The sequence below is a fragment of the Pseudomonas oryzagri genome (genome assembly GCF_020831405.1).
GTDB lineage: Bacteria > Pseudomonadota > Gammaproteobacteria > Pseudomonadales > Pseudomonadaceae > Geopseudomonas > Geopseudomonas oryzagri.
In genome coordinates, this window is record NZ_JAJHPU010000003.1 from 119,519 (window position 1) to 144,433 (window position 24,915).

General features: G+C 67.5%; 20 protein-coding genes. 12 read left to right on the forward strand and 8 right to left on the reverse strand.

Annotated features, from left to right (window positions below):
* Positions 1-12: 12 nt before the first annotated feature.
* The 3 genes from ssuD to LMJ29_RS01390 all read right to left on the reverse strand — a co-directional run bounded on the left by ssuD (position 13) and on the right by LMJ29_RS01390 (position 3,104).
* A complete protein-coding gene (gene ssuD / locus LMJ29_RS01380; RefSeq protein ID WP_229603224.1) occupies positions 13-1,161 on the reverse strand; it encodes an FMNH2-dependent alkanesulfonate monooxygenase in 1,149 nt (382 codons plus the stop codon).
* Positions 1,162-1,266: 105 nt separating this feature from the next.
* Positions 1,267-2,229 (reverse strand): sulfonate ABC transporter substrate-binding protein, encoded by a 963-nt coding sequence (locus LMJ29_RS01385; RefSeq protein ID WP_229603227.1) that lies wholly within the window; start codon positions 2,227-2,229, stop codon positions 1,267-1,269.
* A 236-nt stretch (positions 2,230-2,465) separates the two neighbouring features.
* Entirely contained in the window at positions 2,466-3,104 is a 639-nt protein-coding gene (locus LMJ29_RS01390) for a peroxiredoxin (RefSeq protein ID WP_229603229.1), read from the reverse strand.
* A 235-nt stretch (positions 3,105-3,339) separates the two neighbouring features.
* Here LMJ29_RS01390 and LMJ29_RS01395 point away from each other — a divergent pair, with 235 nt between their 5' ends.
* On the forward strand, positions 3,340-4,338 hold the full coding sequence (locus tag LMJ29_RS01395) for a sulfate ABC transporter substrate-binding protein (protein WP_229603232.1): 999 nt from the start codon (positions 3,340-3,342) through the stop codon (positions 4,336-4,338).
* A gap of 171 nt (positions 4,339-4,509) precedes the next feature.
* On the opposite strand, the gene LMJ29_RS01400 is transcribed toward LMJ29_RS01395, so the two are convergent.
* Positions 4,510-5,838, reverse strand: a complete 1,329-nt coding sequence (locus tag LMJ29_RS01400) for an OprD family porin (RefSeq protein ID WP_229603235.1) — start codon at positions 5,836-5,838, stop codon at positions 4,510-4,512.
* A gap of 401 nt (positions 5,839-6,239) precedes the next feature.
* On the opposite strand from LMJ29_RS01400, the gene LMJ29_RS01405 reads away from it, so the two are divergent.
* Complete coding sequence (locus tag LMJ29_RS01405) at positions 6,240-7,265, forward strand: extracellular solute-binding protein (RefSeq protein ID WP_229603238.1); 1,026 nt, start codon at positions 6,240-6,242, stop codon at positions 7,263-7,265.
* Positions 7,266-7,331: 66 nt separating this feature from the next.
* Here LMJ29_RS01405 and LMJ29_RS01410 read toward each other — a convergent pair whose 3' ends face one another.
* Both LMJ29_RS01410 and LMJ29_RS01415 read right to left on the reverse strand, forming a co-directional pair.
* Complete coding sequence (locus LMJ29_RS01410; RefSeq protein ID WP_229603241.1) at positions 7,332-8,174, reverse strand: sigma 54-interacting transcriptional regulator; 843 nt, start codon at positions 8,172-8,174, stop codon at positions 7,332-7,334.
* A 78-nt stretch (positions 8,175-8,252) separates the two neighbouring features.
* Positions 8,253-8,834: an alpha/beta hydrolase gene (locus LMJ29_RS01415; RefSeq protein WP_229603243.1), complete on the reverse strand. Its 582-nt coding sequence runs from the start codon at positions 8,832-8,834 to the stop codon at positions 8,253-8,255.
* 262 nt (positions 8,835-9,096) lie between these two features.
* On the opposite strand from LMJ29_RS01415, the gene oscA reads away from it, so the two are divergent.
* From oscA to rmuC, 10 genes are all read left to right on the forward strand, one after another.
* Complete coding sequence (gene oscA / locus LMJ29_RS01420) at positions 9,097-9,282, forward strand: sulfur starvation response protein OscA (protein ID WP_229603246.1); 186 nt, start codon at positions 9,097-9,099, stop codon at positions 9,280-9,282.
* 207 nt (positions 9,283-9,489) lie between these two features.
* Positions 9,490-10,488 carry a sulfate ABC transporter substrate-binding protein gene (locus LMJ29_RS01425; protein WP_229603248.1) on the forward strand — a complete coding sequence of 333 codons (999 nt, stop codon included), beginning with the start codon at positions 9,490-9,492 and terminating at the stop codon, positions 10,486-10,488.
* Between the two features lie 96 nt (positions 10,489-10,584).
* Positions 10,585-11,403: a sulfate ABC transporter permease subunit CysT gene (cysT, locus tag LMJ29_RS01430; protein ID WP_229603251.1), complete on the forward strand. Its 819-nt coding sequence runs from the start codon at positions 10,585-10,587 to the stop codon at positions 11,401-11,403.
* A gap of 10 nt (positions 11,404-11,413) precedes the next feature.
* Positions 11,414-12,277 (forward strand): sulfate ABC transporter permease subunit CysW, encoded by an 864-nt coding sequence (gene cysW, locus LMJ29_RS01435; protein ID WP_229603253.1) that lies wholly within the window; start codon positions 11,414-11,416, stop codon positions 12,275-12,277.
* 3 nt (positions 12,278-12,280) lie between these two features.
* On the forward strand, positions 12,281-13,273 hold the full coding sequence (locus tag LMJ29_RS01440; protein WP_229603256.1) for a sulfate/molybdate ABC transporter ATP-binding protein: 993 nt from the start codon (positions 12,281-12,283) through the stop codon (positions 13,271-13,273).
* Between the two features lie 82 nt (positions 13,274-13,355).
* Positions 13,356-14,252: a site-specific tyrosine recombinase XerD gene (xerD, locus tag LMJ29_RS01445; RefSeq protein WP_229603259.1), complete on the forward strand. Its 897-nt coding sequence runs from the start codon at positions 13,356-13,358 to the stop codon at positions 14,250-14,252.
* Positions 14,253-14,348: 96 nt separating this feature from the next.
* Complete coding sequence (locus tag LMJ29_RS01450; RefSeq protein ID WP_229603263.1) at positions 14,349-15,089, forward strand: thioredoxin fold domain-containing protein; 741 nt, start codon at positions 14,349-14,351, stop codon at positions 15,087-15,089.
* 103 nt (positions 15,090-15,192) lie between these two features.
* The gene (locus LMJ29_RS01455; RefSeq protein WP_229603265.1) at positions 15,193-16,497 is read left to right on the forward strand and encodes a homoserine dehydrogenase; all 1,305 of its coding nucleotides are present in this window, start codon (positions 15,193-15,195) and stop codon (positions 16,495-16,497) included.
* A 52-nt stretch (positions 16,498-16,549) separates the two neighbouring features.
* Positions 16,550-17,959 carry a threonine synthase gene (gene thrC / locus LMJ29_RS01460; RefSeq protein WP_229603267.1) on the forward strand — a complete coding sequence of 470 codons (1,410 nt, stop codon included), beginning with the start codon at positions 16,550-16,552 and terminating at the stop codon, positions 17,957-17,959.
* Between the two features lie 533 nt (positions 17,960-18,492).
* Complete coding sequence (rmuC, locus tag LMJ29_RS01465; protein ID WP_229603376.1) at positions 18,493-19,857, forward strand: DNA recombination protein RmuC; 1,365 nt, start codon at positions 18,493-18,495, stop codon at positions 19,855-19,857.
* A gap of 155 nt (positions 19,858-20,012) precedes the next feature.
* Here the strand turns inward: rmuC and LMJ29_RS01470 are convergent, their stop codons facing one another.
* On the reverse strand, positions 20,013-21,269 hold the full coding sequence (locus tag LMJ29_RS01470; protein WP_229603269.1) for an MgtC/SapB family protein: 1,257 nt from the start codon (positions 21,267-21,269) through the stop codon (positions 20,013-20,015).
* Between the two features lie 69 nt (positions 21,270-21,338).
* On the reverse strand, positions 21,339-24,821 hold the full coding sequence (locus LMJ29_RS01475) for a PAS domain-containing hybrid sensor histidine kinase/response regulator (RefSeq protein ID WP_229603270.1): 3,483 nt from the start codon (positions 24,819-24,821) through the stop codon (positions 21,339-21,341).
* Between the last annotated feature and the right edge of the window lie 94 nt (positions 24,822-24,915).

A 24,915-nucleotide genomic window follows, 5' to 3' on the forward strand; every position in this document is an offset into this window, starting at 1 on the left:
GGGTTCGCGGCCTCAGCTCTGTGCCGCGGCCTTGGGCAGGATGTCGCTGGAGATCATCTCGCCGAACGGGCTGACATAGCCGCGGCTCTCGGGGCGCTGCGGCTGGGCGATGTCCAGGTGCGGGAACAGCAGCTCGGCGACCCGGTAGGACTCCTCCAGGTGCGGATAGCCGGAGAACACGAAGGTGTCGATGCCGAGATCGGCGTACTCCTTTACCCGCGCCGCCACGGTCGGGCCGTCGCCGACCAGGGCGGTGCCGGCGCCGCCGCGCACCAGGCCGACCCCGGCCCACAGGTTCGGCGCCACTTCCAGGTTGTCCCGCTTGCCGCCGTGCAGGGCGGCCATGCGCTGCTGGCCGACCGAGTCGAAGCGCGCCAGCGAGGCCTGCGCCTTGGCGATGGTGTCGTCGTCCAGGTGGCTGATCAGCCGCTCGGCGGCGGCCCAGGCCTCTTCATTGGTCTCGCGCACGATCACGTGCAGGCGGATGCCGAACTTCACGGTACGGCCATGCCTGGCGGCGCGCGCACGCACGTCGGCGATCTTCTCGGCCACCGCCTGCGGCGGCTCGCCCCAGGTCAGGTACAGGTCGACCTGCTCGGCGGCCAGCTCGTGGGCGGCCTCCGAGGAGCCGCCGAAGTACAGCGGCGGATAGGGCTGCTGGATCGGCGGGTAGAGCAACTTGGCGCCCTTGACCTGGATGTGCTTGCCGTCGAGGTCGACGGTCTCGCCGGACAGCACGCGCTTCCAGACGCGGGTGAACTCGTCGGCGGCTTCGTAGCGCTCGGCGTGCGACAGGTGCAGGCCATCGCCGGCCAGCTCGTCCGGATCGCCGCCGGTGACCAGGTTGAACAGTGCACGGCCATTGGAAAGACGATCCAGGGTCGCCGCCTGACGCGCGGCCACGGTCGGCGAGATGATTCCCGGGCGCAGGGCGACCAGGAACTTCAGGCGCTCGGTGGCCGGGATCAGCGAGGCGGCGACCAGCCAGGAGTCCTCGCAGGAGCGTCCGGTGGGGATCAGTACGCCGCCGAAGCCCAGGCGGTCGGCGGCCTGCGCAACCTGGGTCAGGTAGCCGTGGTCGACGGCGCGGGCGCCTTCGGCGGTGCCCAGGTAGTGGCCATCGCCGTGGGTGGGGAGAAACCAGAAGATGTTCAGACTCATCGCTGTATTCCTGAAAACTGGGCGCGCCGGCGGTGGGGCGTAGCTCATGCGCGCGATGATTCGGCGTAGGGGGCGAGCGGCCCGCGAGGGCGCGCTCGCGGGGGCTTATTGCTGGGCGACCTTGGCCGGCGGGGTCCAGACCACGTCCTTGATGCTCAGGCGCTTGGGAATCAGCTTCAGATCGGCGAAGGTGTCGGCGATCTTCTGCTGCGCGGCGACCACTTCGGGCGTCAGCGGCTGGGCGCCGTAGCCCTGGCGGGCGACGGCCTTGTGGGTGATCTCCGCCGGCAGGCCGATCAGCGGCGCGACCTGGGCGGTGACCTTGGCCGGATCGGCCTTGGCCTCTTCGCCGATGGCGCGGATTTCCTCGATCAGCGCGCCGACCACCTGCGGGTGCTGCTGGGCGTAGCTGCCGCTGGCCAGGTAGAACTGGTGGTTGTCGACCAGCCCGCTGCCGTCGCGCAGGGTACGCGCCGACAGCTGCTGCTCGGCGGCGGCCTGGAAGGGATCCCAGATCACCCAGGCATCGACGCTGCCGCGCTCGAAGGCGGCGCGCGCGTCGGCCGGCGGCAGGTACACCGGGGTGATGTCGGTGATCGACAGGCCAGCGTCCTCCAGGGCGCGCACCAGCAGGTAGTGCACGTTGGAGCCCTTGTTGAGGGCGACCTTCTTGCCCTTCAGCTCCGCCACGTTGTTGATGGCCGAATCCTTGGGTACCAGGATCGCCTCGCCGGTCGGCGCCGGCGGCTCGTAGGCGACGTAGCGCAGGTCGGCGCCGGCGGCCTGGGCGAATACCGGCGGCGTCTCGCCGGTCACGCCGAAGTCGACCGAGCCGACGTTGAGCCCCTCGAGCAGCTGCGGGCCGCCGGGGAACTCGGTCCATTGCACCTTGACGCCCTGGGCGGCGAGGCGCTGCTCCAGGGTCCCCTTGGCCTTGAGCAGCACCAGGGTGCCGTACTTCTGGTAGCCGATGCGCAGGGTGTTGGCATCTTCGGCGGCGAGGGTGGCGGAGGAGATCGCTGCAGCCAGCAGGGCGACCAGTCCTCGACGCAGGTAAGTAGTGCGCATGGCGCTCTCCTTGTATGCAAGTCGTTGGGGAAGGCTGCCTGCCGGCCCGTTGGCGGGCCGCGTGAGGACAGTGCCGAAGCCGCGCCGTGTGGCGAGGCCGTTCAAGGGAAGGGCTGCGTGGCTACGCTCACCCGAAGGAGAAGCGACGAGGCGGTGGCCGCGGCGTCGCCGGCGAATAAAAAAGGGCCTGTTCTGTCGTTCAGGCCCAAACCCCATACATGGCTGAAGGGTTCAACTCAACGATTGGGTTGCGGGGTGAGGCGCAGGTAGGGCTTCACCGCACGGTAGCCTTTCGGGAAGCGCTGACGGATCTCGGCCTCGTCCTTGAGCGAGGGCACGATCACCACCTCGTCGCCGTCCTGCCAGTTGGCCGGGGTGGCGACCTTGTAGTTGTCGGTCAGCTGCAGCGAGTCGATCACCCGCAGGATCTCGTGGAAGTTGCGTCCGGTGCTGGCCGGGTAGGTGATGATCAGGCGCACCTTCTTCTGCGGGTCGATAATGAACAGCGAGCGCACGGTGAGGGTGTCGCTGGCGTTCGGGTGGATCAGGTCGTAGAGGTCGGAAACCTTGCGGTCGGCGTCGGCGAGGATCGGGAAATTGACCCGGGTGTCCTGGGTTTCCTCGATGTCGGCGATCCACTTCAGGTGCGAGTCGACCGGGTCGACCGACAGCGCGATGGCCTTGACGCCGCGCTTGGCGAACTCGTCCTTGAGCTTGGCGGTGAAGCCCAGCTCGGTGGTGCACACCGGCGTGAAGTCGGCCGGGTGGGAGAACAGCACGCCCCAGCCGTCGCCCAGCCACTCGTGGAAGCGGATGCGGCCGACACTGGAGTCCTGTTCGAAGTCGGGGGCGATGTCGCCGAGGCGGATGCTCATGGTTCTGCTCCTCAGGAGGAAATGTCCTTGGTTGGGAACCACTATGCTCAGGATGGGGTTGAATTAAAAAGAATAAATTTCAATTTATTTATTCTTTTAAAGAATATAAAGGCACTTGCCGCGGGGCGAGTGATTTATGCCTATGATAAATAAACAAGTAACAAAATATTCTTTTATGGAATAAACGGGATTTTCTATAGTCCTGCCTTCTTCTGCCCAGACCCAGGGATTGCCCATGAAGCGACTGCTTACCTCCTCCCTCCTGGCCGCCAGCGTGGCGCTGGCCTCCGGCGTCAGCCAGGCCGCCACCCTGCTCAACGTCTCCTACGACGTGATGCGCGACTTCTACAAGGACTACAACGCCGCCTTCCAGAAGCACTGGCAGGCCGAGGGCAAGGAGCCCGTGCAGATCCAGATGTCCTTCGGTGGCTCGAGCAAGCAGGCGCGCGCGGTGATCGACGGCCTGCCGGCCGACGTGATCACCATGAACATGGCCACCGACATCAATGCCCTCGCCGAGCACGGCCAGCTGGTGCCGGCCGACTGGGCCGCGCGGCTGCCGGACCACAGCGCGCCCTTCACCTCGGCGACCGTGTTCATTGTGCGCAAGGGCAACCCCAAGGGCCTCAAGGATTGGCCGGACCTGCTCAAGGACGGCGTACAGGTGGTGGTGCCCAACCCGAAGACCTCGGGCAACGGCCGCTACACCTACCTGTCGGCCTGGGGTTATGTGCTCAAGCAGGGCGGCGACGAGGCGGCCGCCCGCGACTTCGTCGGCAAGCTGTTCCGCCAGGCGCCGGTGCTGGACACCGGTGGTCGCGCCGCCACCACCACCTTCATGCAGAACCAGATCGGCGACGTGCTGGTGACCTTCGAGAACGAGGCGGAGATGATCGCCCGCGAGTTCGGCCGCGGCAATTTCGAGGTGGTCTACCCCAGCGTGTCGGCGCAGGCCGAGCCGCCGGTGGCGGTGGTCGACAAGGTGGTCGACAAGAAGGGCAGCCGCGCCGAGGCCGAGGCCTACCTGAAGTACCTGTGGTCCGACGAAGGCCAGCGCATCGCCGCCGCCAACTACCTGCGGCCGCGCAATCCGGCGATCCTCAAGGAGTTCGCCGATCGCTTCCCGCAGGTGGAGCTGCTCGACGTGGTGCAGACCTTCGGCGACTGGCCGCAGATCCAGAAGACCCATTTCAACGACGGTGGCGTGTTCGATCAGGTCTACGGCGCCCAGTAAGTCCGGCGTACGCCTTGAAAGCCCGGCGGGGGCAACCCTGGCCGGGCTTTTTGCTGTCTGTGCGTGGCTGCGAGGCGCGCTTTTCTGCGCACGACAAAAAGCCCTGCGACAGGGCTCGCAGGGCTTCCGGCACCGATGCAGGGCGGCAGGTGCCTGCCGCCCGCGAGTACATTACAGCAGCGGCACGCTGTAGCTGACGATCAGGCGGTTCTCGTCCTGGTCGGTCTGCGCGTCGCCGCGCAGCGAGGCGTTGCGCCAGGTGAAGGTGAGGCCCTTGAGGGCGCCGCTCTGCAGGGCGTAGTCCAGGCGCAGGTCGCGCTCCCACTCCTGCTGGTCGCCGCCGGCGGCGTCGATATGATCGCCGCTCAGGTACAGCGCGCTGGCCTTGAGCCCCGGCACGCCGAGGGCGGCGAAGTCGTAGGCGTAGCCGGCCTGCCAGGTGCGCTCGCCGGCGCTGGCGAACTTGTTGATCTGCACGTCGGTGATCAGGTAGGTGGAGGAGCCGTCGCCCTGGTTGAGGAACGGGAAGGCGCTGTCGCCGGACACCTCCTGGTAGCCGGCGCTCAGCGCGTGGCCGCCCAGGGTGTAGGTGAACAGGGCGCTCCAGGTCCGGTTGTCGACCTCGCCGCGATCGGGATCGCCGGTCACCCAGAAGCCGCTGCTGCGGTAGCCCTCGGCGCGCCCGGCGGCATTTGAGTTCTTGCCGTCGGAGCGGCTGTCGAAGTAGCGCAGGTCGGTCTTTAAGGCTCCGACCGGCAGCGCCCAGGTGTGCACCAGGCCGACGAAGTGCTGCTGGTAGTAGTCCTCGAGGTTGCCGAAGTAGTACTGCGCGGTCAGCGACTTGGTCAGCTTGTAGTCGCCGCCGGCGTAGTAGAACTTGTTCGATTCGGCGGCGGCGGTGGAGCCGGCGATGCGCAGGCCGACGTCGTCGGTGGAGCTGCGCGTCTTGGTGTGCTCCAGCTGGCCGGCGGTGAGGGTGAGGTCGGTGATCTCGGCGGAGGTCAGCTGGCCGCCCTCGAACAGTTGCGGCAGCAGGCGGCCATCGTTGAAGGTGACCACCGGCAGCTTGGGCTGCAGGGTGCCGATGCGCAGCTCGGTCTTCGACAGTTTGGCCTTGGCGGTCACGCCGGCCTTGCTGTACTCGTGCACGGCGCTGCCGTCGCTGTCGAGCGGGAACAGCTGGCCGGGCTTGCGGCTGTCGGTCAGGTCGCCGTCACCGCCGCCGTCCAGGCGTACGCCGAGCAGGCCGATGGCATCGACGCCGACGCCGATGGTGCCGGGGGTGTAGCCGGAGGTGTAGTTGAGGATGAAACCCTGGCCCCACTCGCTGGCCTCGTTGCGGTTGTCGGCGGTGTTCTTGTCGTTGCGGTCGTAGTAGAAGTTGCGCAGGCCGAGGGTGACCTTGCTGTCTTCGATGAAGCCTGCGGCGGACGCCTGCTGCACGGACGGCAGACCCACGATGCCCGCCACGATGGCCAGGGCCAGGGTGGACTTGTTCATTGCTCGATACTCCAAGGCTGGAATGCAGGATGAGCCGGCCGGGCGGGCGTTTCGTGGTCGAATGGGCAGTCACGGGCCGGCAGTCATGAAAATGACATGCGCTTGTCGGTGGCGAGAGGGTAAGGGAGTTTTTATAACTCTAAAAAGAATAAATTTTTATTCTTATATTCCAAAATTGAATTTATGGAGGCTGCCCCGGCGCGCCGCGATGGAGAAGGGGAGAACGTCGGGGCGACGCGTCTCACCATATGCTTATAATTATTAATTACTAAAAACTTTTTCAACATGAATTATTGTGAATAAGGTGTTTCGTGCCGGAGCGCGAATTCATGCGCGTAAAAACCGGCATCTGCGAATAAAAAAGCCTTGTTTGGAGCGAAATTATGTTGAAAAGGATAATTTTGACTGCCGGCGTTTTGCTGGGTGCCGGTCTGGCGCAAGCGCAGGAGGTGGTGCGCCTGTATGGCTGGGAGGGGCGCCTGGCGCCGGGTGTGATCGAGGATTTCCAGAAGCAGACGGGAATCCGCGTCGAGTATTCGACCTATTCGTCGGCCGAGGAGATGCTCGCCGGGGTGCGCTACGACGTGGTCTTTCCCTCGCACTACCAGCTGCCGGCGCTGATCGCCGAGGGGCGTCTGCAGGCGCTGGACCCGGCCCGCCTGCCCAACCTGGCCCAGGTCAACCCCGACCTGCTGGCCATTCTCAGAAGCTTCGACGCCGAGAACAGCCATGCCGTGCCCTACCTGTGGGGCACCGTCGGCCTGGCGCTGAATGTCGACGCGATCACTGCCACTCTCGGCGAGTTGCCGACCGACAGCTGGAGCCTGCTGTTCGATGACAAGTACAGCGAGCGCCTGGCCAAGTGCGGCATCGGGCTGCTCGATGCCCGCCAGGAAACCCTTTCGCTGCTGCTCAACTACAAGGGCAGCCCGCTGTCGCGCAGTACCTCGCGGCAGATCTACCGGGCCGGCGAGGAGCTGTCGGTGCTGCGCGACCGTGCCGCCAGTTTCGGCAACGCTTCCTACATCGCGCCGCTGGCCACCGGCCGCCTGTGCCTGGCGATGGCCTGGAGCGGGCACGTGCTCAAGGCCAGCGAAGCGGGGGCGCCGCTGCAGTTCGTCACCCCCCACGAAGGCTCGCTGACCTTCATCGATACCATGGCGATTCCGAGTAACGCCCGCAACGTCGAGGGCGCCTACCGCTTCATCGACTTCCTGGCCAGTGCCGCGGCGAACACCCGCAACTCCCGCGAGACGCTGTTCTATCCGGTCATCCGCCCGGACGCGCCGGAGATGGCGAAGCTGGCCCATGACCGCCGGGAGCTGGTGGTGAGCGGCGACCAGCGGCGCAGCTTCTACTACCTCGAAGCGCTGAGCGCGGTGCAGAAGAGCGCGGTGGATGCCTCCTGGTCGATGATCCAGCGCTGAGGCGACAAAAAAGGCAGCACGGTCAGGCCGTGCTGCCTTTTCTTTTGTCCGCCGGGCGGGCCGCGGTCAGGGCGCGCCTTCGCCCGTCACGGCCAGTGGCAGGCTGAGGTGCTGCGGTTCGATCCGCTCGGCGCAGACCAGCAGGGCATGGTGGATCACGCTCTCCAGCTCGCGAGTATTGCCCGGCCAGCTGTAGCGTTCCAGCAGTTGCTGGGCGGCGGCGGAGAACTCCGCGGCGGGCAGGCCGAGGCGCTGGGCGTGCACGCCGAGGAAGTAGCCGGCCAGCGGCAGGATATCCGCCGGCCGCTCGCGCAGCGGCGGCAGCGTCAGCTGGCCTTGGTCGAGGTAGTCGAACAGGCGCTGGTCGAACTTGCCGACCGCCACCGCGCGGCCCAGGTCGAAGCTGGTGGCGGCGACCAGGCGCACGTCCACCGGATTGGCCTCGCGCGCGCCCACGCGCAGCACCTCGCGGGTTTCCAGGGCGCGCAGCAGCTTGCCCTGCAGTTTCAGCGGCAGGTCGCCGATCTCGTCGAGGTACAGGGTGCCGCCATGGGCGGAGCCGAACCAGCCGGCGCGGCTGCTCGCCGAGCTGTTGGGCACGCCGGGGGCATGGCCGAACAGTTCGGCCTCGGCGTGCTGCGCGCTGAGGCTGGAGCAACTGACGGCGACGAACAGGCCGGCCCGGCCGCTGGCGCGATGGATGTGGCGGGCCAGCAGCTCCTTGCCGGTGCCGCTCTCGCCGCGAATCAGCACCGGCTGGTAGCCGGGCGCGAGTTGCTCGACCTCGGCATGCAGACGCTGCGAGCGCGGGTCGACGAACACCAGCGCCTTGGCGCGAATGCTCAGCGGGCTGCGCTCGGCGTCGGCGAAGGTGAGGATCGGCTGGATAAGGGGGTTGTGCGGGCTCATGCCAGGCTCCGGACCGGAGCCTGGCCCCGGTCGTTCAGAAGGAATGGGTTGCCGCCGCGGGGCTGTTCATGAATAGGCTCAGGCCAGGCGGCGGGTGTGTTGCTCGATCAGGTTCTGCAGGCGGTACAGGTGGGCGAAGCCCTGTTCCCACTGACAGTGGCCTGACTTGACGTTGATATGACCGGCGCCGGGCAGGATCACCGGCTCGGCGCCCCAGTCGCGGGCCATTTCCAGGGCCCGCGTCGGCGTGGCGGCCGGGTCGTTGTCCGAGCCGACCAGCAGGCTGGGGAACGGCAGCAGCCGGCGCGGGATGGGGGCGAAGTTGTGCAATGCCTCGGGACAGCCGGCGCGCTCGACATCCGCCGGCGCCACCAGCAGGGCGCCGCGCACCTTGGCCAGCAGCGCCGGGGCGGCCTGCGCGGCCCAGTGGGCGAGGGTGATGCAGCCCAGGCTGTGGGCCACCAGCACCAGCCGACCGGGAGCGGCGGCGATCTGCTCGTCCAGGCGGGCGACCCAGGCTTCGCGGCCGGGCTGCAGCCAGTCGTCCTGCTCGACCCGGCTGGCGTCGGGCAGCACGCGCTGCCAGTGGCTCTGCCAGTGCTCGGCGGGCGAGCCCTGCCAGCCCGGCAGGATCAGATAGTGGACGGCGTGACGGCGCATGGGGCGGTCCTCGCGAGGTGGGGTGGATTGCTGCAGTGTAGGAAGGCCTTATCTGGTTGTTAAGTAATAAAAGTTCATTTGTTTATTCCTTTTTTTGTGAACAGGCGTTGCCCGCATAAGTAGGCAGGCGAGGCGATCTCTTTTATTCAAAAAAAGACTAACAAAATTCTTAAACAGTATTTTTAAGAATATTCCGACTCCGCCTAAGATTCTTCCAGCCGCCTCTCGATCCGAGGAGGCCTCATCCCGAAGGAGCATCAGCATGAGCGCCACCCTACGTAGCGTTGCCGGTCAGGACGAAGCCAGCCTGTTGCGCGAGATCCACAATGCCCTGCATGGCCTGCGTTTCGGCGCTGTGGAAATCACCGTGCATAACGGCCAGGTGGTCCAGATCGAGCGCAAGGAAAAATTCCGTCTGCAGCCGCCGAGCGGCAGCAAGCAACCCTGATTGCGCCCAGGCCCGACTGGACTACCGGAGGGCGTGAGCATGAGCCTGACATCGACAAGAACAGAACATGAGCACGCACATGAGCACCCGAGCCCAAACCTTCCGCCGCTGTTGCTGGCGAATGTGTCGCTGAAGCCGAACCCGACCGTTTTCCGCCTTTCCCTTTCGTTCGACGTGCCACAGCCGGCACGTACAAGGAGCAACCGCATGTCCATTCGTCGTTTCGCCCTGGCCGCTCTGGCCGGTCTTTCCCTGAGTGCCGCTGTCCAGGCGCAGACCTCCCTGCTCAATGTTTCCTACGACCCGACCCGCGAGCTGTACCAGGAGTACAACGCCGCCTTCAACAAGCACTGGCAGGCCCAGGGGCATGAGCCGGTGACCATCCAGCAGTCCCACGGCGGCTCGGGCAAGCAGGCCCGCGCGGTGATCGACGGTCTCAAGGCCGACGTGGTGACCCTGGCCCTGGCCGGCGACATCGACGAGTTGAACAAGCTCGGCAAGCTGATTCCCGAGGACTGGCAGAAGCGCTTGCCGCAGGCCAGCACCCCCTACACCTCGACCATCGTGTTCCTGGTGCGCAAGGGCAACCCCAAGCAGATCAAGGACTGGGACGACCTGGTCAAGCCGGGCGTGGAAGTGATCACCCCGAACCCGAAGACCTCCGGCGGCGCGCGCTGGAACTTCCTCGCCGCCTGGGCCTACGCTCAACAGAAGTACGGCAGCGATGACAAGGCCCAGGCCTTCGTCGAGCAGCTGTACAAGAACGTCCCGGTCCTCGACACCGGCGCGCGCGGCTCGACCATCACCTTCGTCAACAACCATATCGGCGATGTGCTGCTGGCCTGGGAGAACGAGGCGTTCCTCGCCCTCAAGGAGCAGGGCGGCGATCAGTTCGAAATCGTTGCACCGAGCCTGTCGATCCTCGCCGAGCCGCCGGTGGCGGTGGTCGACAAGAACGTCGACAAGAAGGGCACTCGTGAACTGGCCAACGCCTACCTGAACTATCTGTACAGCGAGGAAGGCCAGCGCATCGCGGCGAAGAACTTCTACCGGCCGCGCAGCGAGAAGGTCGCCGCCGAGTTCGCCAAGCAGTTCCCGGCGCTCAAGCTGGTGACCATCGACAAGGATTTCGGCGGCTGGAAGAGCGCACAACCGAAGTTCTTCAACGATGGCGGGGTGTTCGATCAGATCTACCAGGCCAAGTGATCGTCTCCCGCTGAATGAGCCCCCGGCGTGCGCGCCGGGGGCTTGTGCCTGAGCCAACCCGGATGGTCTCCGGGCCACGAACCATGCGAGGAACCTATGTCCCGCCGCACTTCCCCCGTCATACCCGGCTTCGGGCTGACGCTGGGCTACACCCTGGTGTACCTCAGCCTGTTGGTGCTGATTCCCCTGGGTGCCATGTTCGCCCACGCTGCCCAGCTCAGCTGGGCGCAGTTCTGGGCCATCGTCTCCGCGCCGCGGGTGGTCGCCGCCCTGCAGCTCAGTTTCACCACCGCCCTGTTCGCCGCGCTGCTCAATGGCATAGTCGGTACGCTGCTGGCCTGGGTGCTGGTGCGCTATCGCTTCCCCGGGCGCAAGATCATCGACGCGATGATCGATCTGCCGTTCGCCCTGCCCACCGCGGTAGCCGGTATCGCCCTGACCGCGCTCTACGCGCCGGCCGGCCTGGTCGGCCAGTGGGCCCAGGCGCTCGGCTTCAAGATCGCCTACACCCCGCTGGGCATCACCCTGGCGCTGACCTTCGTGACCCTGCCGTTCGTGGTGCGCACCCTGCAGCCGGTGCTCGAGGACATCCCGCGCGAGGTCGAGGAGGCCGCCGCCTGCCTGGGCGCCAAGCCCTGGCAGGTGTTCCGCTACGTGCTGGTGCCGGCGGTGCTGCCGGCCTGGCTGACCGGCTTCGCCCTGGCCTTCGCCCGCGGCATCGGCGAGTACGGCTCGGTGATCTTCATCGCCGGCAACATGCCGATGAAGACCGAGATCCTGCCGCTCTTGATCATGGTCAAGCTCGACCAGTACGACTACCGCGGCGCGACCAGCATCGGCGTGCTGATGCTGGTGGTGTCCTTCGTCCTGCTGCTGCTGATCAACCTGTTGCAGCGTCGCATCGAGAAGCGCTGAGGAGCCGAGCATGTCCACCGTTACCCTGGCCGCCATCAGCGCGGCCCGTCGCGGCCACGCCCTCGGCCGCACCCTGCTGATCGCCGCCGCCTGGCTGGCCTTCGCCCTGTTGCTGCTGCTGCCGCTGTATATCGTGCTGAGCGAGGCGCTCAAGCAGGGCCTGGGCACCTTTTTCACCGCGCTCATCGAGCCCGATGCGCTGTCCGCGCTCAAGCTCACCCTGATCGCCGTGGCCATCTCCGTGCCACTCAACGTGGTGTTCGGCCTGGCCGCCGCCTGGTGCGTGAGCAAGTACGAGTTCCGCGGCAAGAGCCTGCTGGTCACCCTGATCGACCTGCCGTTCTCGGTGTCGCCGGTGATCGCCGGTCTGATCTACGTGCTGTTGTTCGGCGCCCAGGGCTTCTTCGGCCCATGGCTGCAGGACCGCGACATCCAGATCATCTTCGCCGTGCCCGGCATCGTGCTGGCCACCGTGTTCGTCACCGTGCCTTTCGTCGCCCGCGAGCTGATCCCGCTGATGCAGGAGCAGGGCAGCCAGGAGGAGGAGGCCGCGCGCCTGCTCGGCGCCAGCGGCTGGCAGATGTTCTGGCACGTCACCCTGCCCAACATCAAATGGGGCCTGATCTACGGCGTGGTGCTGTGCACCGCGCGGGCGATGGGCGAGTTCGGCGCGGTGTCGGTGGTCTCCGGGCATATCCGCGGCGTCACCAACACCCTGCCGCTGCACGTCGAGATCCTCTACAACGAGTACAACCACGTCGCCGCCTTCAGCGTCGCCAGCCTGCTGCTGGCTCTGGCGCTGTGCATCCTGCTGCTCAAGCAGTGGAGCGAAAGCCGTCTGACCCGCCTCAAGTCGAATGCTGCCGAGGAATAAGCCATGTCCATCGAAATCCGCAACGTCAGCAAGCGCTTCGGCGCCTTCCAGGCCCTCAACGACATCAACCTGGACATCCACAGCGGCGAGCTGGTAGCCCTGCTCGGGCCCTCCGGCTGCGGCAAGACCACCCTGCTGCGCATCATCGCCGGCCTGGAAACGCCGGACGCCGGCAGCATTGCCTTCCACGGCGAGGACGTCTCCGGCCACGACGTGCGCGATCGCAACGTCGGTTTCGTGTTCCAGCACTACGCGCTGTTCCGCCACATGACGGTGTTCGACAACGTCGCTTTCGGCCTGCGCATGAAGCCCAAGGCCGAGCGGCCGAGCGAGGAGCAGATCGCCGCCAAGGTCCATGAGCTGCTCAGCATGGTGCAGCTCGACTGGCTGGCCGACCGCTACCCGGAGCAGCTCTCCGGCGGCCAGCGCCAGCGCATCGCCCTGGCTCGCGCCCTGGCGGTGGAGCCGAAGATCCTGCTCCTCGACGAGCCGTTCGGCGCGCTGGACGCCAAGGTGCGCAAGGAGCTGCGCCGCTGGCTGGCGCGCCTGCACGAGGAGATCAACCTGACCTCGGTGTTCGTCACCCACGATCAGGAGGAGGCGATGGAGGTCGCCGACCGCATCGTGGTGATGAACCGCGGCGTGATCGAGCAGATCGGCGCGCCCGGCGAAGTCTACGAACAGCCGGCCAGCGACTTCGTCTATCACTTCCTCGGCGATTCCAACCGCCTGCATCTGGGCGACGAGCACCACATCCTGTTCCGTCCCCACGAAGTGTCGCTGTCGCGCGAGCCTTTGGCCGACCACCGCAGCGCCGAGGTGCGCGACATCCGCCCGCTCGGCGCCATCACCCGGGTGACCCTGCGGGTCGACGGCCAGGACGAGCTGATCGAGGCCGAGGTGGTGAAGAGCCACGCCAGCCTGGTCGGCCTGGCGCGCGGCGAGCGCCTGTACTTCCATCCGCTGCCGACCCTGCCGCAGCGCGTGGCGGGCTGATCGGCGCGGCCGGCCCGAGGGCTGGTCGCTGAACGGACGGACGTGCCAGACTGGCCGTCCGTCCGGCACCGTTTCGTTCGTCATGTCCGCACCCGCCCATCCGCTGATCGACCGCTTCCTCGAATCCCTCTGGCTGGAGAAGGGCCTGTCCCGCCATACCCGGGAGGCCTATGGCACCGACCTCGCGCTGTTCCGTCACTGGCTTGTCGAGCGCGGCTTCGATCTCGAGCGGGTCGATCGCGAGTTGATCCGCGAGTACCTCGACTGGCGCCTGGACAATGGCTACCACGCGCGCTCCACCGCGCGGCTGATGTCCTGCCTGCGCGGCTTCTACCATTTCTGCCAGTTTGGGGGCTGGGTCGCCGAGGATCCCACCCTGTCGATCCACCTGCCGCGCCAGGCGCGGGCGGTGCCGCACACCCTCAGCGAGGCCGAGGTCGAGGCCCTGCTCGCCGCACCGGAGACCGGCGAGCCGCTCGGTCTGCGCGACCGCGCCATGCTCGAGGTGCTCTACGCCTGCGGCCTGCGGGTCAGCGAGCTGGTAGCGCTGAGTCTCGAGCAGGTCAACCTGCGCCAGGGCGTGGTGCGCGTGTCCGGCGAGGACGCCCGCGAGCGCCTGGTACCGCTCGGCGAGGAAGCCATCGTCTGGCTGCAGCGCTACCTGCGCCAGGCCCGCGACGAGTTGCTGATCGGCCGGCCGAGCGACGTGCTGTTTCCCAGCCTGCGCGGCGAGCAGATGACCCGGCAGACCTTCTGGCACCGCATCAAGCTGCACGCGCGCAGCGCCAGCATCGACCAGCCGCTGTCGCCGCACACCCTGCGCCATGCCTTCGCCACCCACCTGCTCAACCACGGCGCCGACCTGCGCGTGGTGCAGATGCTGCTCGGCCACCGCGACCTCTCCACCACGCAGATCTACACTCATATAGCGCGTGCCCGTCTGCAGGCGCTGCCGGCCGAGCACGATCCCCGCGGTTGAGCGCCGTTCGGCAGCGTGCGGGACGGCACAGCGAGGGGGCTTGGGGGATGTGTTAGGCTTTCTTATTTACAGTCGCTGCCGCTGCAAGGAGTTCCCATGCGCCTGCCCCGTTTCCTCGCTGCCGCCGTCCTTGGTCTGGCCAGCGCCGTTGCCCTCGCCGCCGAGCCGGACGAGGCCATCCGCCAGACCCTGAAGTCGCTGCAGCCCGACCTGCCGATCGAGGCGATCAGCGAGAGCCCGATGCCCGGGCTCTACCAGGTCCAGCTCAAGGGCGGCCGCCTGCTGTACACCAGCACCGACGCCCAGTTCGTCCTCCAAGGCTTCCTGTTCCAGGTCAAGGACGGCAAGGCCGTCAACCTCACCGAGCAGGCCGAGAGCAAGGGCGTGGCCAAGGCGATCAACGCCATCCCCGCCGCCGAAATGGTGGTGTTCCCCGCCGACGCCAAGGCCGCCAAGAAGACCCATATCACCGTGTTCACCGACACCGACTGCGGCTATTGCCAGAAGCTGCACAGCGAGGTCGCCGAACTCAACCGCCGCGGCGTCGAAGTGCGTTACGTGGCCTTCCCGCGCCAGGGCATCGACAGCCACGGCTACAACACCCTCGTCAGCGTGTGGTGCGCCAAGGATCGCCAGGCGGCGATGAACCTGGCCAAGAAGCGCGAGGAAGTGCCGGCGGCCAAGTGCGACAACCCGGTGGCCAAGCAATACGAGCTGGGCCAGATGATCGGCGTGCGCGGCACCCCGGCCATCGTGCTGGCCGATGGCCAGATGATCCCGGGCTACCAGCCGGCGCCGCAGCTGGCGCAGGCCGCCTTGGCTGCCGAGGGCAAGTGAGGCGGGCGGATTGACTAACAATCCACCAGTTCGTAATGTGCGGATCTTTTAATCGGCCGGGATTCCCGGCCGTTCTGCGTAGTGAAGATGGGGAAATCTGAGCGTGAAACCGGTGAAAGTAGGTATCTGTGGGTTGGGAACCGTCGGTGGCGGTACCTTCAATGTGCTCAAACGCAATGCCGAGGAGATTGCCCGCCGTGCCGGGCGCGGCATCGAAGTGGCCCAGATTGCCGCGCGTGACGCCAACCCGCAATGCGATACCACCGGTACCCCCATCACCGGTGACGTGTTCGAGGTGGTCGCCAACCCGGAAATCGACATCGTCATCGAGCTGATCGGTGGCTACACCGTGGCCCGCGAGCTGGTGCTCAAGGCCATCGAGAACGGCAAGCACGTGGTCACCGCCAACAAGGCGCTGATCGCCGTGCACGGCAACGAGATCTTCGCCAAGGCCCGCGAGAAGGGCGTCATCGTCGCCTTCGAGGCCGCGGTGGCCGGCGGCATCCCGGTGATCAAGGCGATCCGCGAGGGCCTGGCCGGCAACCGCATCAACTGGCTGGCCGGCATCATCAACGGCACCGGCAACTTCATCCTCACCGAGATGCGCGAGAAGGGCCGTGCCTTCGAGGACGTGCTCAAGGAAGCCCAGGCACTCGGCTACGCCGAGGCCGACCCGACCTTCGACGTCGAAGGCATCGACGCCGCGCACAAGCTGACCATCCTCGCCTCCATCGCCTTCGGTATTCCGCTGCAGTTCGACAAGGCCTACACCGAGGGCATCACCAAGCTGACCACCGCCGACGTCAACTACGCCGAGGCGCTGGGCTATCGCATCAAGCACCTGGGTGTCGCCCGCCGTACCGAGGCCGGCATCGAGCTGCGCGTGCACCCGACCCTGATCCCCGCCGACCGCCTGATCGCCAACGTCAACGGCGTGATGAACGCGGTGATGGTCAACGGCGACGCCGTGGGCAGCACCCTGTACTACGGCGCCGGCGCCGGCATGGAGCCGACCGCCTCGGCGGTGGTGGCCGACGTGGTCGACGTGGTCCGCGCACTGACCACCGACCCGGAGAACCGGGTGCCGCACCTGGCCTTCCAGCCGGACGCGCTGTCCGACCACCCGATCCTGCCGATCGAGGACTGCGAGAGCGCCTACTACCTCCGCATCCAGGCCAAGGACCACCCCGGCGTGCTGGCCCAGGTGGCGAGCATCCTCTCCGAGCGCGGCATCAACATCGAGTCGATCATGCAGAAGGAAGCCGAGGAACACGACGGCCTGGTGCCGATGATCCTGGTCACCCACCGCGTGCGCGAAGCGCAGATCGACGACGCCATCGCCGCGCTGGAGGCCCTCGAGGGCGTCGCCGGCCAGGTCGTGCGCATCCGCGTCGAGTCGCTCAACTAATCCGTCAACGGCTGCCGGCCCGCGCCGGCAGCCTGCACCGAAGGTTTTTCCCATGCGCTACATCAGTACCCGCGGCCTGGCCCCGGCCCTCAACTTCGAAGACGTCCTGCTCGCTGGCCTCGCCAGCGACGGCGGCCTCTACGTGCCGGAGAACCTGCCGCGCTTCACCGTCGAGGAAATCGCCTCCTGGGCCGGCCTGCCGTACCACGAGCTGGCCTTCCGGGTGATGCGTCCGTTCGTCGCCGGCTCGATTACCGACGCCGACTTCAAGCGGATTCTGGAAGAGACCTACGGCGTGTTCGCCCACAAGGCGGTCGCCCCGCTGACCCAGCTGGGCGCCAACGAGTGGGTGCTCGAGCTGTTCCAGGGGCCGACCTTGGCGTTCAAGGACTTCGCCCTGCAACTGCTCGGCCGCCTGCTCGACCATGTGCTCTCCAAGCGTGGCGAGCGCGTGGTGATCATGGGCGCCACCTCCGGCGATACCGGCTCGGCCGCCATCGAAGGCTGCAAGGCCTGCGACAACGTCGACATCTTCATCATGCACCCGCACAACCGCGTGTCCGAGGTGCAGCGCCGGCAGATGACCACCATCCTCGGCGACAACATCCACAACATCGCCATCGAAGGCAACTTCGACGACTGCCAGGAGATGGTCAAGGCCAGCTTCGCCGACCAGGGCTTCCTCAAGGGCACCCGTCTGGTGGCGGTGAACTCGATCAACTGGGCGCGGATCATGGCCCAGATCGTCTACTACTTCCACGCCGCCCTGCAGCTCGGCGCGCCGCACCGCTCGGTAGCGTTCTCGGTGCCGACCGGCAACTTCGGCGACATCTTCGCCGGCTACCTGGCGCGCAACATGGGCCTGCCGATCAACCAGCTGATCGTCGCCACCAACCGCAACGACATCCTGCACCGCTTCATGTCCGGCAACAGCTACGACAAGGACACCCTGCACCCGTCGCTGTCGCCGTCGATGGACATCATGGTCTCCTCCAACTTCGAGCGCCTGCTGTTCGACCTGCACGGCCGCAACGGCGCTGCCGTCGCCGCACTGCTGGACAGCTTCAAGGCCACCGGCAAGCTGTCGGTCGAGGACGACCGCTGGACCGAGGCGCGTCGCCTGTTCGACTCGCTGGCGGTGGATGACGAGGCGACCTGCGCGACCATCGCCCAAGTGCACGGCGAGACCGGCTACCTGCTCGACCCGCACACCGCGATCGGCGTCAAGGCCGCCCGCGAGTGCCGCCGCAGCCTGGCCCTGCCGATGGTGATCCTCGGCACCGCGCACCCGGTCAAGTTCCCCGAGGCGGTCGAGAAGGCCGGCGTCGGCAAGGCGCCGGAGCTGCCGGCGCACCTGGCCGATCTGTTCCAGCGCGAGGAGCGCTGCACCGTCCTGGCCAACGATCTGAAGGCGGTGCAGGACTTCGTCAGCCAGCACGGTAACCGCGGCAAGCCGCTGTAAGGCGCCGGCGGCGGGTCATTCGGCGGAGGCCGGTTGCGCAAGCAACCGGCCTCTTCGTTTGTGCGCCGCATAGTGGCGCAGTGCTGGCGCAGCGCGCGTCATGGCAGTGCCGGCCGCTGCGGCAGCTGTGAGCTTGTGCACAGAACTGTGGCGTTGGCGGACACTCTGCTGCGCACGGCTGGTGCGTCTGCGCGGTCCTGCTGGAAAACACTAATTCGTTGAAAAACAAGCATAAAAATCTGGTTAAAAAATAACCGGATTGTCTGCGGGCCATGCGGCGCAGGGCGCCGGACAATCTGTCCGGAATTTGTCCACCCAGTTATCCACAGGAATTGTGGATTGAACGCGGCGAGCCGCATGGCAGACGTCCGCACCCTGGCGACGGTTATACTCGCAGGCATCACCTATGGAGTTCGTTCATGGCCCTGGAGTTGTCCAGCCTGTTGCTCGGCCTTGTCGCCGCCGCTGTGCCGGCGGCTGTCCTGATCTGGCGCCTGCAGCAGCTGCGGGGCCAGGCCCTGCAGCAGACGGGAGTGCTGGCCGAACGCCTGGCGGCCAGCGAGCAGGCGCGTGGCGAACTCGCCGCGCGCCTCGAACAGGCCAGGATCGAGCTGCAGGGCCAGCAGCGCCTGCTATTGAGTCTGCAGGGCGACAACGCCGCCCTGCGTCGCGAGAGCCAGCTGCTCGGGGCCGAGCGCCAGCAGGCCCTGGCGGCGGCGCAGCAGTGGCAGCAGGAGCGCCTGCAGCGCGAAGAGGAGCTGCGTGACCTGGCCGCCGAGCGCGCGGCGCTGGCCAGCGCCCTGCGCGAGCAGCAGCAGGGCCACCAGCAGCGTCTGCAGGAGGTGCAGGCGGCGCGCGACGAGCTGCGTGCGCAATTCGCCGAACTGGCGGCGAAGATCTTCGAGGAGCGCGAGCAGCGCTTCGCCGAGAGCAGTCAGCAGCGCCTGGCGCAGCTGCTAGATCCCCTGCGCGAGCGTATCCACAGCTTCGAGCAGCGGGTCGAGCAGAGTTATCAACAGGAGGCGCGCGAGCGCTTCTCGCTGGGCAAGGAGCTGGAACGTCTGCAGCAGCTCAACCAGCGCCTGGGCGAGGAGGCGACCAACCTGACCCGCGCGCTCAAGGGCCAGAAGACCCAAGGCAACTGGGGGGAACTGGTGCTTGAGCGGGTGCTGGAGCACGCCGGGCTGGAGAAGGGCCGCGAGTACGACACCCAGGTCAGCCTGCGCGGCGCCGGTGGCGAGCGCTTCCAGCCGGACGTGCTGGTGCGCCTGCCCGGCGAGCGCCAGGTGGTGGTGGACGCCAAGGTCAGCCTGACCGCCTACCAGCAGTACGTCGCCGCCGAGGACGAGGCGGCGCGCCAGCAGGCGCTGCGCCAGCACGTGCAGTCGCTGCGCAGCCATCTCAAGGGCCTGTCGGCCAAGGATTACCAGTGCCTGGAAGGTCTGCACAGCCTGGATTTCGTGCTGTTGTTCGTACCGCTGGAAGGCGCCTTCGCCGCCGCGTTGCAGGCCGAGCCGACGCTATTCCAGGATTCCTTCGCGCAGAACATCGTGATCGTCAGCCCGACCACCTTGCTGGCCACCCTGCGGGTGATCGACAGTCTGTGGCGCCAGGAGCGGCAGAACCTCAATGCCAAGGAGATCGCCGAGCGCGCCGGGGCGCTGTACGACAAGTTCGTGCTGTTCGTGCAGGACCTCGACGAGATCGGCACTCGCCTGCAGCAGCTCGACAAGGCCTACGCCAGCGCGCGCAACAAACTCACCGCCGGGCGCGGCGACCTGATCTCGCGCAGCGAGCAGCTCAAGCTGCTCGGCGCCCGCGCCAGCAAGAGCCTGCCGGCCGACTGGCTGGCGCGCTCGGCCAGCCTGCCATTGGCGCTGGACGAGGATCCTGCCTGACAGGCGCCGTGAAAGCTGCTGCGCGCGGTCATGCTGCGTTGCGGCCCGGCTCGGACCGCTTATTTACACTCAATCAACTCCGCGCCCTCGCCGTCTGTCGCGGGGCCGCCGAGGCCTTGCCTGATCTTCGCTCGCGACGTTTTCACCGCCGGTAATCAGATCAGCACCAGCGCCAGGCCCAGCGCCAGGCCGCCGGCCATGATCGGCAGGGTCAGCAACGCCAGGCGCGTGCCGCCGAGCATGGCGATCAGCACGCCCTTGATCAGACTGTTGCTGATCACCGCCAGGGCGATGCCGCGCACCGCCACCTGTGGGTCCAGTTCGCCGAGGGCGCTGCGCGACAGCGACAGGGTGATGGCGTCGACGTCGGTGAGGCCGGAAAGCAGGGCGACCAGATAGACGCCGATATCGCCCAGTTCGCGGCGGCCGGCCTCCACCAGCAGGAGGATCGCCGCCAGCAGCACCGCGAAACGCAGCGCCGGTCCCAGTTCGAAGGGGTTCTTCAGCGGCGGCTCGGCCTGCGCGGTCAGTTCGCCGGCCTTGGCGCGCTGCCACCAGTACAGCGCGCCGCCGGCGTAGACCAGCGCGGCGGCGCCGAGCGGCCAGAGCAGGTGCGGCAGCAGCTGCAGGTTGACCGCCGTCACCTCGAGCAGTACGCGCGGGAACATCAGCGCCGAGGTGGCCAGCAGGCCCGCGGCCAGCAGGGCGTGCAGCTCGCGCTTGCCGTGCAGGCGGGCGAGGGTCAGGGTGACCGCCGTGGACGACACCAGGCCGCCGAGCAGGGCGGTCAGCAGCAGGCCGTGGCGGGTGCCGACCAGGCGCATGGCCACATAGGCCGCAAAACCCAGGGCGGCGATCAGCACCACCATCCACCAGGTGGCGTAGGGGTTGAACACCTCCCAGGGGCCGTAGCCGCGGTCGGGCAGCGCCGGCAGCAGGACCACGGAGATGAACAGCAGCTTGAGCGCACCGCCCAGTTCGTCGGCCGACAGCTGCCTGAGCGCCGCGTGCAGCGGTTCCTTGAGGCGCAGCAGGAGGGCCACCACCACCGCGCAGCCGGCCGCCAGCAGGCGGTCGTGGGCCAGGGCCAGGCTGCCGAGCAGGAAGGTCAGCAGCAGGGCGATCTCGCTGGTCAGGCCCTGGTCGGATTTGGTGCGCAGGCCGATCACGTAGGCGGCGGTGCTGAGAATCGCCAGGGCGAGCAGCACGGCGCCCCAGGCCAGGGCGCCGAGATGATCGGCGAGCAGGGCGGCGAGGCCGCCGAGCAGGCCGACCAGGCCGTAGGTGCGCACCCCGGCGGCCATGCGCTCGTCGACGCCGTCGCGTGCGCTCCAGCCCCGCTCGGTGCCGATCAGCAGGCCGATGACCAGGGCGGTCGCCAGGTCGAGCAGGACGTCGAGATCGGGCGTCATGGGCAGTCCTTTGGCAGTCGTGAGTCCAGTCCAACCCGCCAGGCGGGGTAGTTTTCCCCGCCTGGTGGTTCAGCGCAGCTTCAGGTGGCGGCTGAGCAGGGCGCGCAGCGCCGCCGGCTTGACCGGCTTGCTCAGATAGTCGAGGCCGGCGGCGTGCACCTCGGCGATCAGTTCGACCCGGCCGTCGGCGCTGATCACCACGCCGGGCACCGGCTGGCCGAGGTGGGCGCGCAGCCAGCCCATCAGCGCCAGGCCCGTCTCGCCGTCGTCCAGATGGTAGTCGGCGAGCACCAGCTCGGGCTGGTCGCCGCTGGCGAGCAACTGCTCGCACTCGGCGCGCGAACGCGCGGTCGCCACCTGGCAGCCCCAGCGGCTCAGCAGGCTGCGCATGCCGGTGAGGATGCTGTCCTCGTTGTCCACGCACCAGACCTGGGCGCCGTTGAGCGGCTGCGCGGCGGCGTCCGCCACCTGCGGGCGCGGCTGCGGCACGGCGCGGCCGCGGGCCAGCGGCACGCGCACGCTGAACACGCTGCCCTTGCCGGGCCAGGAGCGCACCTCGATCTGGTGCTGGAGCACCTGGCAGAGGCCGTCGGCGATGGCCAGGCCGAGACCGAGGCCCTTTTCGGCGCGGGTCTGGTGGCTGTCCAGGCGCTTGAACTCCTCGAAGATCACCTTGAGCTTGTCGGCCGGGATGCCCGGGCCGCGGTCCCACACCTCCAGGCGCAGATGGCGGCCGTCGCGGCGCACGCCGAGCAGGACCTTGCCCTTGGCGTAGCGGAAGGCATTGGTCAGGAAATTCTGCAGAACCCGGCGCAGCAGCTTGGGGTCGCTGTCGATGCGCTGCTTGCTGGCGCGGATGCGCAGGTCGATGCCCTGTTCCTGGGCCAGCGCGCGGAACTCGACGCCGAGGGCGTCGTACAGGGTGTCGAGGGTGAACGCGCTGCGCTCCGGAGTGAAGCGGCCGCTTTCCAGGCGCGAGATGTCCAGCAGGTCGGTGATCAGGTCCTCGGCCGAGCGCAGCGAGGAGTCGAGGTGCTGCACCAGGTCGCGCGCCTCGCCGGGCAGCGCTTCCTGGTGCGACAGCGCGGCAGAGAACAGCCGCGCGGCGTTGAGCGGCTGCATCAGGTCGTGGCTGACCGCGGCGAGGAAGCGCGTCTTCGACTGGTTGGCGGTCTCGGCGCGTGCCTTGGCCTCGGACAGCTGCTCGTTGAGCGCCGACAGCTCGCGGGTCCGCTCGGCGACCCGCCGCTCGAGGCTCTCGTTGGCTTCCTTGAGCGCGTCCTCGGCTTGGCGGTGGGCGGTGATGTCGGTGAACGACATGACGAAACCGCCGCCCGGCATCGGGTTGCCGACCAGCTCGATGACCCGGCCGTTGGGGAACACCCGCTCGGAGGTGTGCGCGGTGCCCTGGCGCATCCAGTACAGGCGCTTGGCGACGTGGATGTCCGCGTCGCCCTTGCCGCACAGGCCGCGCTCGGCGTTGTAGCGGATGATGTCGGCGATCGGCCGGCCGATGCCGATCAGGCCTTCGGGGTACTCGAACAGCTCCAGGTAGCGGCGGTTCCAAGCCACCAGGCGCAGCGACTGGTCGACCACGCTGATGCCCTGGGAGATGTTCTCGATCGCCCCCTGCAGCAGGGCGCGGTTGAACTGCAGGACCTCGGAGGCCTCGTCGACGATGCGCACCACGTCCTCGACCTGCATCTCGCGCCCTTCGATGGCGGCCTTGACCACCGCGCGCGCCGAGGAGGCGCCGAGCACGCCGGCGAGCAGGCGTTCGGTGTGGGCGATCCACTCGCCGCTGGCGGTCTGGTTGGGACTGAAACCCTTGCCCTGGCGGTAGGCGAAGCGGATGAAGCTCTGCCGCGCACGCTCCTCGCCGACGAAGCGCGCCGCCAGCATCAAGAGATCCTGCACCTGCACCGCCAGCAGCATGCGCGGACTCGGTCGTACCGAGGATTCCTGGCCGACGAAGCGGCTGGCCTGCCAGTGTTCCGACACGCGGGTGCGCGACAGCCAGGACACCAGGGCGAACACCAGGAAGTTGCTGACCAGCGACAGCAGGGTGCCCTTGGTCTGCGGGTCCATCGGCAGGCCCAGCGGATTCTCCACCAGCCAGCGGTGGCCGGGCAGCTGCGGCAGCGACCAGCCCATGCCTTCGGCCAGCAGCGGCAGCAGCAGGGTGTAGAACCACAGCAACCCGCCGACCGCGAGGCCGGCGAACACGCCGCGGCTGTTGGCCTGCTTCCAGTACAGCGCGCCGAACATCGCCGGGCCGAGCTGGGTGACCGCGGCGAAGGCGATCTGGCCGATGTTGGCCAGGCTGATGCTGGGCACGATCAGCCGGTAGATCACGTAGGCCAGCAGCAGCAGGGCGATGATGGCGATGCGCCGCACCGACAGCAGCCAGTGGCGGAACTCCTCGAAGGGACGTTCGGCGCTGTGCCGGCGCAGCAGCCAGGGCAGCAGCATGTCGTTGGAGATCATCGTCGACAGCGCCACCGAGGCGACGATCACCATGCCGGTGGCCGCCGAGGCGCCGCCGATGAAGGCCAGCAGGGCCAGCGCCGGATGCGCCTCGGCCAGCGGCAGGCTGATCACGAAGGAGTCCGGCTCGACGCCGGGCGGCAGCAGCAACTGGCCGGCGAGGGCGATGGGCACCACGAACAGGGCGGCGAGCAGCAGGTACAGCGGGAATATCCAGCGCGCCAGGTTGAGGTCGCGCGGCTCGATGTTCTCCACCACGGTGACGTGGAACTGCCGCGGCAGGCAGACGATCGCCATCATCGCCACGCCGGTCTGCACCACCAGCGAGGGCCAGTCGAGCGACTGCTGCCAGTAGTTCTCCAGGCGCGGCGCGCTCTGCGCCTTCGCCAGCAGGTCGCCGACGCCGTCGAACAGGCTCCAGCAGACGAAGACGCCGACCGCCATGAAGGCCAGCAGCTTGACCAGCGACTCGAAGGCCACCGCCATCACCATGCCGCGGTGGTGCTCGGTGGCGTCGAGGTTGCGGGTGCCGAACAGGATGGTGAACAGGGCGAGGATCAGCGACACCACCAGCGCCGTATCCTGGGCGCCGACGCCGTTGGCGTCGGCCTTGGCGCCGGTGAGCAGGTTGACGCCGAGAACGATGCCCTTGAGCTGCAGGGCGATGTACGGCAGCACGCCGACCAGGCAGATCAGGGTCACCACGATGGCCAGCGGCTGCGACTTGCCGTAGCGCGCGGCGATGAAGTCGGCGATCGAGGTGATGTTCTCCTGCTTGCTGATCAGGATCATCTTGGCCAACAGCTGTGGCATGAACAGCAGCAGCAGGATCGGTCCGAGGTAGATCGGCACGAACGACCAGAGGTTGCCGGCGGCCTGGCCGACCGAGCCGAAGAAGGTCCAACTGGTGCAATACACCGCCAGCGACAGGCTGTAGACCCAGGCGCGCAGGTGCGGGCGCGGCGTGCCTCGGTTCGGCCGGCGGTCGCCGTAGAAGGCGATGGCGAACAGGGCGGCCATATAGAGAAGGGCGACCGTGGTGATCAGCCCACTGGACAGCGACATGGAAACGGACAACTCCGGTGGTTCGGGATGGCCAGAGTTTGGCAGCAATGGGCCGCGCCGTCAGTGATTTGCGACCAAGGTCGCGGGGCGGCGG